Raw genomic sequence first — 8,135 nt, forward strand, 5'->3', positions numbered from 1 at the left:
GCCGGGCACCGGTCAGCCGGAGCCCGGCCCACGGCCGTCACGGTGGTCCCGTGCCTGCCGGACGGCTCACACATCGACGGTGATCCGCTCGCCGCCCAGCTCCACCGCCGCACAGCGCCAGCGCAGGTCAGCGCCCTGCTCCAAGCGGAACGCCATGGCCGTCATTCGTTCGCCCGTGCTGATCCGGGCGAAGGCCTCGATGACCCCTGGGCGGGGGATGCACTGGTCGCAGTGCCGTAGGACCGGCCGCGGGCCGTTCGTGGCCAGCGGGGCGCTCGGGGCCAGCCGGACCAGGTGCTCGTAGCCGGCCCCCACCGTGTGGCCGAGCATCCAGTGGACCGGCCGGGTGCCGCTGAGGACCGCGAGCAGACGCTCAGCGAACCAGTAGCGGGGGAGCTGTGAGCGTGCTCCCGGCGCTCCGGGGCGGCCCGGTGTGAGACGGCCCGGGCCACGGCTGTCGTGGCGCCCGCCGGGCGCGGTGCGATTCTGAGCCGGTGGATGGTCCATGGCTGGCGACCCTTTCGATACCCGTGAGTAACTTTCAGTCGCGGGTTGTCTACGGGGAGTGACGGGATCGACGCAAGCCGCGTCGCCGCATGCGGCGGTGGCGCGAGGAATCACCTATCAGGGTGAGGGGGCGGGAGTGAGGCCTGATGGGAGGCGCTTCCCATGTGCCGGAGCGGCACCGCGAGGCATGCTCAGGGCACTCTGATGGGCGATCACACACGTATCCTTAGGTGTTTCACCCGACGACGAAAGCGGCCGGCCATGCGCGTCTATGTACCCCTGACCACTCCCGGTCTCGCAGAGGCGTACAAGGCTGGTGAACTGGGCCCCGGGCCGCTGACGGCCTATGCCGTCACGCCTGCCCTGCGGGAGTGGTACGTCTCCGACGACATCGAGGAGCTCGAGTACGCCGCGCTCAGCAGGGCGGCGGCGGCCTCGCTGCGGCTGCTCGCGGGAAGCCCGGGTGCGCCCAGGCGCCGGGTCGTGGTCGCGGTTGATGTACCTGACGGTGACGCCGTCGCCGACCCCGGCCACGGACTCGGCTCGTCCTCGCTCGGTGAGGTGCGGATCGCCTCGGCGGTTCCTCTGAAGAAGGCGGCGTCGGTGCACGTGGACTCCGGGGAGGCCGAAGCGGACGTGTCCGCGGCGGCGGACGCGCTCGGCGCCGCGGACCACGGTGACGACGACGCCCGGTTCGTCGTGGACGGTGCCGAGGACCACGAGCTGCTGTGGTTCGGTGTGCAGGAGATTCCCGGGCTCATCGGCTGACTCGGCCGCGGTCCGACCCGGTCACGGTCCGGCCTGCGGAGGTCGGGTGTCGGACCCGGGAGGTACGGTTTCCTGCCATGGGGAAGCACAGCACACATCTGGTCTGGGACTGGAACGGCACACTCCTCGATGACATCCACGCCGTCATCGAGGCGACCAACGCGTCCTTCGCGGAGATAGGCCTGGAGCCGATCACGCTGGAGCGCTACCGGGACCTGTACTGCGTGCCGGTGCCCCGGTTCTACGAGCGCCTCATGGGCCGACTCCCCACGGACGCCGAGTGGGCCGTCATGGACGACGTATTCCACCGGCACTACTGGCAGCGCGCGGACGCGTGCGGGCTCACGGCAGGCGCCGCCGAGCTGCTCGCGGAACGCCAGGCAGCGGGCCGTACGCAGTCACTGCTCTCGCTGGCCCCGCATGAGCATCTGCTGCCGATCGTGCGGCGGCACGGCATCGAGGCGCGCTTCACCCGGGTCGACGGGAGGATCGGCGGGTCCCACACCGGCAAGGCCGAGCACATGGTGCGCCATCTGGCCGCGCTGGAGGGTGTCGAAGCGGAGCGGATCGTGGTGATCGGCGACGCGGTGGACGACGCCGTGGCCGCCCGCCACGTCGGTGCCCGCGCGGTGCTGTACTCAGGCGGGTCGCACAGCACGGCCAGCCTTCGGGTGGCCGGGGTTCCGGTGGTGGACACCCTCGCCGAGGCGGTGCTGGTCGCGGAGGAGCTGCCGGCGTAGCCCGCGGGTGACGGGAGCGGGGGCCTCGCAGCCCCTGTCGCCACGGCAGGGGCCGGGGCTCAGGGCGGCTCAGCCCAGCGGGGCCTTCTCCCGCAGCACCTTCAGGAACTCGCGCATCCATGCGGGGTGGTCCGGCCAGGCCCGGGACGACACCAGGGTGCCGTCCACCACGGCCTCCGAGTCGCGGAAGGAGGCGCCGGCCGACTGCATGTCCAGTTCGAGGGCCGGGTACGCCGTGACACGGCGGCCCGTGAGGCTGCCGACGGCTGCCGTCAGCAGCGGGCCGTGGCAGATCTGTGCCACGGGCTTGTCGGCGTCGAAGAAGGACTTGAGGATCTTGCGGAGTTCGGGATCGTTGCGGAGGTACTCGGGCGCCCGGCCGCCCGGGATCACGATCGCCGCGTAGTCACCCGGATCGACCTCGGAGAACGCCAGGTCGGCGGGCCAGGTGTAGCCAGGCTTCTCCGTGTATGTGTCAAAGCCGGGCTCGAAGTCGTGCACCACGAACTGGAGCTTCTTGCGCGCGGGGGCGGCGATATGGACCTCGTACCCCTCCTCGCGGAGCCGCTGGTACGGATACAGCACTTCGAGTGACTCGGCCGCGTCGCCGGTGACGATCAGGATCTGCACAGTCATGGCTGCTGCTCCCCGGATTCGATGTATTGATTTGTCGCTGTCGTTCGGGTCCCGCGTTGTTCACTGCTTTTAGGGTTGATTGTGGTCCTTGTCCACGAGGTCAACCTGCCCGCTCGCCGTCTTTTTGCCAAGAGCGCATGTGTCGCTGTCCAGAGTGTCAAACTTCCGGCCCCGGTTTTGTACACATACGGCTCATGACGGCTCCAGGGTGGGGAGCGATAGCCTTAGTCCCGTGATCAGCGCGATACGCCGCGGGGGCAGCGCCGCCCCCCGACTGCGCCCGGGACGCCATGGCGGCCGGGTGCGAGCTGATCTTCCCCGCGGCCCGCGAAGTCGCGGCCCGTGGTACAGCCCGGGCCCGCCGCCGGAATCGGCCGAACACGGCTCGGACATCTCCCATTTCGGCATAGCGTCGATCCTGACCGGACACCCCGCGTCGTGGCGTACTGCCGATGTTTCCACCGACGTCACGCAACGGCGCGCGACAGGAGCCAGAGGACATGCAGACCAAGCTGGACGAAGCCAAGGCCGAGTTGCTCGAAAGGGCCGTTCGGGTTGCTGAGAACAGCCCGGGCGGGGGGCAACTTCCGACTGGGTCCGACGGCGGGGAACGGCCTGACCAGGCCGCACTCCTCGCGTACCTCCAGCGCTACTACCTGCACACCGCGCCCGAGGACCTCACCGACCGCGACCCGGTCGACGTCTACGGCGCAGCCGTCTCGCACTTCCGGCTGGCGGAGAACCGTCCGCAGGGCACGGCCAACGTCCGGGTGCACACCCCGACCGTCGAGGAGAACGGCTGGACGTCCAGCCATTCCGTGGTCGAGGTCGTCACCGACGACATGCCCTTCCTGGTTGACTCCGTCACCAACGAGCTCACCCGCCAGGGCCGCGGCATCCATGTCGTGATCCACCCGCAGATCACCGTCCGCCGCGATGTCACCGGCAAGCTCATCGAGGTGCTCCGCGCCGAGCAGAACGGCGCCGGGCTGCCCCACGACGCGCTGGTGGAGTCCTGGATCCACGTCGAGATCGACCGCGAGACCGACCGCGCCGACCTCAAGCAGATCACCGCCGACCTGCTCCGCGTCCTGTCCGACGCCCGCGAGGCCGTCGAGGACTGGGAGAAGATGCGCGAGGCCGCGCTGCGCATCGCCGAGGGACTGCCCGGCGAGCCCATCGCCGACGACATCCGGGGCCAGGACGTCGAGGAGGCCCGCGAGCTGCTGCGCTGGCTCGCCGACGACCACTTCACCTTCCTCGGCTACCGGGAGTACAACCTCGTGGACGGCGACGCGCTGTCCGCGGTCCCCGGCACCGGTCTCGGCATCCTCCGCTCCGACCCGCACCACAGCGGCGACGACGCCCACGGCCACCCCGTGAGCCCCTCCTTCAACCGGCTGCCCGCCGACGCCCGCGCCAAGGCCCGCGAGCACAAGCTGCTGATCCTCACCAAGGCCAACAGCCGCGCCACCGTGCACCGCCCGTCCTACCTCGACTACGTCGGCGTCAAGAAGTTCGACGGCAAGGGCAACGTCATCGGTGAGCGGCGCTTCCTCGGGCTCTTCTCCTCGGCCGCGTACACCGAGTCCGTCCGCCGGGTCCCCGTGATCCGCCGAAAGGTCGCCGAGGTCCTCGAAGGCGCCGGCTTCTCGCCGAACAGCCATGACGGCCGCGACCTGCTCCAGATCCTGGAGACCTTCCCGCGCGACGAGCTGTTCCAGACCCCACCGGACCAGCTCCGCGAGATCGTCACCAGCGTGCTCTACCTCCAGGAGCGCCGCAGGCTGCGGCTCTACCTGCGCCAGGAGGAGTACGGCCGCTACTACTCGGCGCTCGTCTACCTGCCGCGCGACCGCTTCAATACCACCGTGCGCGAGCGCCTGACCGGCATCCTCAAGGAAGAGCTCGACGGCAGCAGTGTCGACTTCACCCTGATGAGCACGGAATCGGTGCTCACCCGGCTGCACTTCGTCGTGCGCGTGGCGCCGGGCAGCGAGCTCACCCACCTCACCGACACCGACAAGGACCGTATCGAGGCCCGGCTGGTCGAGGCCGCCCGCTCCTGGGCCGACGGCTTCGCCGAGGCCCTCAACGCCGAGGCGGGCGAGGAGCGCGCCGCCGAGCTGCTGCGCAAGTACGGCAACGCCTTCCCCGAGGGCTACAAGGCCGACCACTCACCGCGCGCGGCCGTCTCCGACCTGTCGCACCTGGACCAGCTCACCAGCTCCGGCAAGGAGTTCTCGCTCTCCCTGTACGAGCCGGTCGGCGCCGCCCCCGGCGAGCGCCGGTTCAAGATCTACCGGCTCGGGGAGCAGGTCTCCCTGTCCGTCGTGCTGCCCGTGCTGAACCGCCTCGGTGTCGAGGTCATCGACGAGCGCCCGTACGAGCTGCGCTGCGCCGACCGCACCCACGCCTGGATCTACGACTTCGGTCTGCGGATGCCGCTCCCCAGCGGTGGCGGCGACTACCTCGGCGACGACGCCCGCGAGCGCTTCCAGGACGCCTTCGCCGCCGTGTGGACCGGCGCCGCCGAGAACGACTCGTTCAACTCGCTCGTACTGCGCGCCGGACTCAACTGGCGTGAGGCCGTGGTGCTGCGCGCCTACGCCAAGTACCTGCGCCAGGCCGGTTCGACCTTCAGCCAGGACTACATGGAGGACACCCTCCTCAACAACGTCCACACCACCCGGCTGCTGATCAACCTTTTCGAGGCCCGGATGTCGCCGGACCGCCAGCACGCCGGCACCGAGCTGATCGACGGGCTCCTCGAAGAGCTGGACTTCGCACTCGACCAGGTCGCCTCCCTGGACGAGGACCGGATCCTGCGCTCCTTCCTCACCCTCATCAAGGCCACCCTGCGCACCAACTTCTTCCAGGAGGCGGGGGGCGGCACCCGGCACGGCTATGTGTCGATGAAGTTCGACCCGCAGGCCATCCCGGACCTGCCGGCTCCCCGCCCGGCATACGAGATCTGGGTGTACTCGCCGCGGGTCGAGGGTGTCCACCTGCGCTTCGGCAAGGTCGCCCGAGGCGGTCTGCGCTGGTCCGACCGGCGTGAGGACTTCCGTACGGAGATCCTCGGCCTGGTCAAGGCGCAGATGGTGAAGAACACCGTGATCGTGCCGGTCGGGGCCAAGGGCGGCTTCGTCGCCAAGCATCTGCCGGACCCGGCCGTGGACCGCGACGCCTGGCTCGCCGAGGGCATCACCTGCTACAAGACGTTCATCTCAGCGCTGCTCGACATCACCGACAACATGGTGGCGGGCGAGGTCGTGCCGCCGTACGACGTGGTGCGCCACGACGAGGACGACACCTACCTCGTGGTCGCCGCCGACAAGGGCACCGCCACCTTCTCCGACATCGCCAACGAGGTCGCGGTCTCCTACAACTTCTGGCTCGGCGACGCCTTCGCCTCCGGCGGTTCGGCGGGCTACGACCACAAGGGCATGGGCATCACCGCCCGTGGCGCCTGGGAGTCCGTCGAGCGGCACTTCCGCGAGCTCGGGCACGATACCCAGACCGAGGACTTCACCGTCGTCGGTGTCGGCGACATGTCGGGTGACGTGTTCGGCAACGGCATGCTGCTGTCCGAGCACATCCGGCTGGTCGCTGCCTTCGACCACCGCCACATCTTCATCGACCCGGAGCCCGACGCGGCCGTCTCGTACGCCGAGCGCCGCAGGCTGTTCGAGCTGCCCCGCTCCTCCTGGGCCGACTACGACAAGGAACTGCTGTCGCCCGGTGGCGGTATCCACCCCCGCACCGCCAAGTCGATCCCGGTCAACGCGCAGGTCCGCGCGGCTCTCGGCATCGACGAGGACGTCACCAAGCTGACCCCGGCCGAGCTGATGAAGGCGGTCCTCCAGGCCCCCGTGGACCTGCTGTGGAACGGCGGCATCGGCACGTACGTCAAGGCGGCCACCGAGTCCAACGCCGACGTCGGCGACAAGGCCAACGACCCCATCCGCGTCAATGGCGAGGACCTGCGGGTCAAGGTGGTCGGCGAGGGCGGAAACCTGGGCCTGACCCAGCTCGGGCGCATCGAGTTCGCCCGGGGCGGCGGACGCGTCAACACCGACGCCATCGACAACAGCGCGGGCGTGGACACCTCCGACCACGAGGTGAACATCAAGATCCTGCTGAACGGTCTGGTCGCGGACGGCGATATGACCGTCAAGCAGCGCAACAAGCTGCTCGCCGAGATGACCGACGAGGTCGGCAGTCTGGTGCTGCGCAACAACTACGCGCAGAACGTGGCCCTGGCCAACGCCGTCGCCCAGTCCCCGAGCCTGCTCCACGCCCACCAGCGCTTCATGCGCCGGCTGGGCCGGGACGGCGCGCTGGACCGGGCGCTGGAGTTCCTGCCGAACGACCGGCAGATCCGGGACCTGCTGAACAACCGGCAGGGCCTGTCGCAGCCCGAGCTCGCCGTGCTGCTCGCCTACACCAAGATCACGGTGGCGGAGGAGCTGATCGGCACCTCGCTGCCGGACGACCCGTATCTGCGCGGCCTGCTGTACGCCTACTTCCCGAGGGCGCTGCGCGAGAAGTTCACCGAGGCGGTCGAAGGCCACGCTCTGCGCCGCGAGATCGTCACCACCGTGCTGGTCAACGACACCGTCAACACGGGCGGCTCGACCTTCCTGCACCGGCTGCGTGAGGAGACCGGGGCGTCGATCGAGGAGATCGTCAGGGCGCAGACCGCCGCCCGTGCCATCTTCGGGCTCGGTGAGGTGTGGGACGCCGTCGAGGCGCTCGACAACAAGGTCTCGGCCAATGTCCAGACCCGCATCCGGCTCCACTCGCGCCGCCTCGTGGAGCGCGGTACGCGCTGGCTGCTGGGCAACCGGCCGCAGCCGCTGGAGCTCACGGAGACCATCGACTTCTTCGCGGCGGGCGTCGAGCAGGTCTGGGCCGAGCTGCCGAAGATGCTCCGGGGTGCCGACCTGGAGTGGTACGAGGGGCTGCTGGAGGAGTTCACGGCCGCGGGGGTCCCGGGCGAGCTGGCGACCCGGGTCGCCGGGTTCTCGTCCGCCTTCCCGACGCTCGACATCGTGGCGATCGCGGACCGCACCAGCAAGGGCCCGCTGGCCGTCGCCGAGGTCTACTACGACCTGGCCGACCGGTTGCGGATCACCGAGCTGATGGACCGGATCATCGAGCTGCCGAGGGCCGACCGCTGGCAGTCCATGGCCCGCGCCTCCATCCGTGAGGACCTGTACGCGGCGCACGCCATGCTCACCTCGGATGTGCTGTCCGCCGGAAGCGACAGCTCGACCCCGGAAGAGCGCTACACGGCGTGGGAGGAGAAGAACGCGGCGATCCTGGGCCGGGCGAAGAGCACGCTGGAGGAGATCCAGGGCTCGGACACGTTCGACCTGGCGAACCTGTCCGTGGCGATGCGGACGATGCGGCAGCTGCTGCGCGCACACACCTGACGCTGCCCGAGTGACTGAGGGGGGGGGGCCCCCCCCGGGGGGG

At 69.8% G+C, this 8,135-nt stretch carries 5 protein-coding genes; 3 read left to right on the forward strand and 2 right to left on the reverse strand.

The window, feature by feature from the left end:
* Positions 1 to 66: 66 nt before the first annotated feature.
* Positions 67 to 507, reverse strand: coding sequence for an Rv3235 family protein (locus ACFWI9_RS25295; protein WP_387165341.1), 441 nt, complete (start codon positions 505 to 507; stop codon positions 67 to 69).
* Positions 508 to 768: 261 nt separating this feature from the next.
* Between ACFWI9_RS25295 and ACFWI9_RS25300 the strand changes: the two genes are divergently transcribed.
* Together ACFWI9_RS25300 and ACFWI9_RS25305 are read left to right on the forward strand one after the other, a co-directional pair.
* Positions 769 to 1,275: a DUF6912 family protein gene (locus tag ACFWI9_RS25300; RefSeq protein WP_387165342.1), complete on the forward strand. Its 507-nt coding sequence runs from the start codon at positions 769 to 771 to the stop codon at positions 1,273 to 1,275.
* A 77-nt stretch (positions 1,276 to 1,352) separates the two neighbouring features.
* The gene (locus ACFWI9_RS25305; protein ID WP_387165343.1) at positions 1,353 to 2,015 is read left to right on the forward strand and encodes an HAD family hydrolase; all 663 of its coding nucleotides are present in this window, start codon (positions 1,353 to 1,355) and stop codon (positions 2,013 to 2,015) included.
* 69 nt (positions 2,016 to 2,084) lie between these two features.
* Here the strand turns inward: ACFWI9_RS25305 and ACFWI9_RS25310 are convergent, their stop codons facing one another.
* Positions 2,085 to 2,651 carry a DJ-1/PfpI family protein gene (locus ACFWI9_RS25310; RefSeq protein WP_387165344.1) on the reverse strand — a complete coding sequence of 189 codons (567 nt, stop codon included), beginning with the start codon at positions 2,649 to 2,651 and terminating at the stop codon, positions 2,085 to 2,087.
* A 500-nt stretch (positions 2,652 to 3,151) separates the two neighbouring features.
* On the opposite strand from ACFWI9_RS25310, the gene ACFWI9_RS25315 reads away from it, so the two are divergent.
* Positions 3,152 to 8,092, forward strand: coding sequence for an NAD-glutamate dehydrogenase (locus ACFWI9_RS25315; RefSeq protein WP_387165345.1), 4,941 nt, complete (start codon positions 3,152 to 3,154; stop codon positions 8,090 to 8,092).
* Positions 8,093 to 8,135 lie beyond the last annotated feature (43 nt).

It is taken from the genome of Streptomyces sp. NPDC127084 (assembly GCF_042724175.1).
Taxonomy (GTDB): Bacteria; Actinomycetota; Actinomycetes; order Streptomycetales; family Streptomycetaceae; genus Streptomyces.

Excerpts from the sequence above, each read along its gene's own strand:
- ACFWI9_RS25295 (WP_387165341.1), bottom strand. The coding sequence starts at position 507 with ATGGACCATCCACCGGCTCAGAATCGCACCGCGCCCGGCGGGCGCCAC.
- ACFWI9_RS25300 (WP_387165342.1), top strand. The coding sequence starts at position 769 with ATGCGCGTCTATGTACCCCTGACCACTCCCGGTCTCGCAGAGGCGTAC.
- ACFWI9_RS25305 (WP_387165343.1), top strand. The coding sequence starts at position 1,353 with ATGGGGAAGCACAGCACACATCTGGTCTGGGACTGGAACGGCACACTC.
- ACFWI9_RS25310 (WP_387165344.1), bottom strand. The coding sequence starts at position 2,651 with ATGACTGTGCAGATCCTGATCGTCACCGGCGACGCGGCCGAGTCACTC.
- ACFWI9_RS25315 (WP_387165345.1), top strand. The coding sequence starts at position 3,152 with ATGCAGACCAAGCTGGACGAAGCCAAGGCCGAGTTGCTCGAAAGGGCC.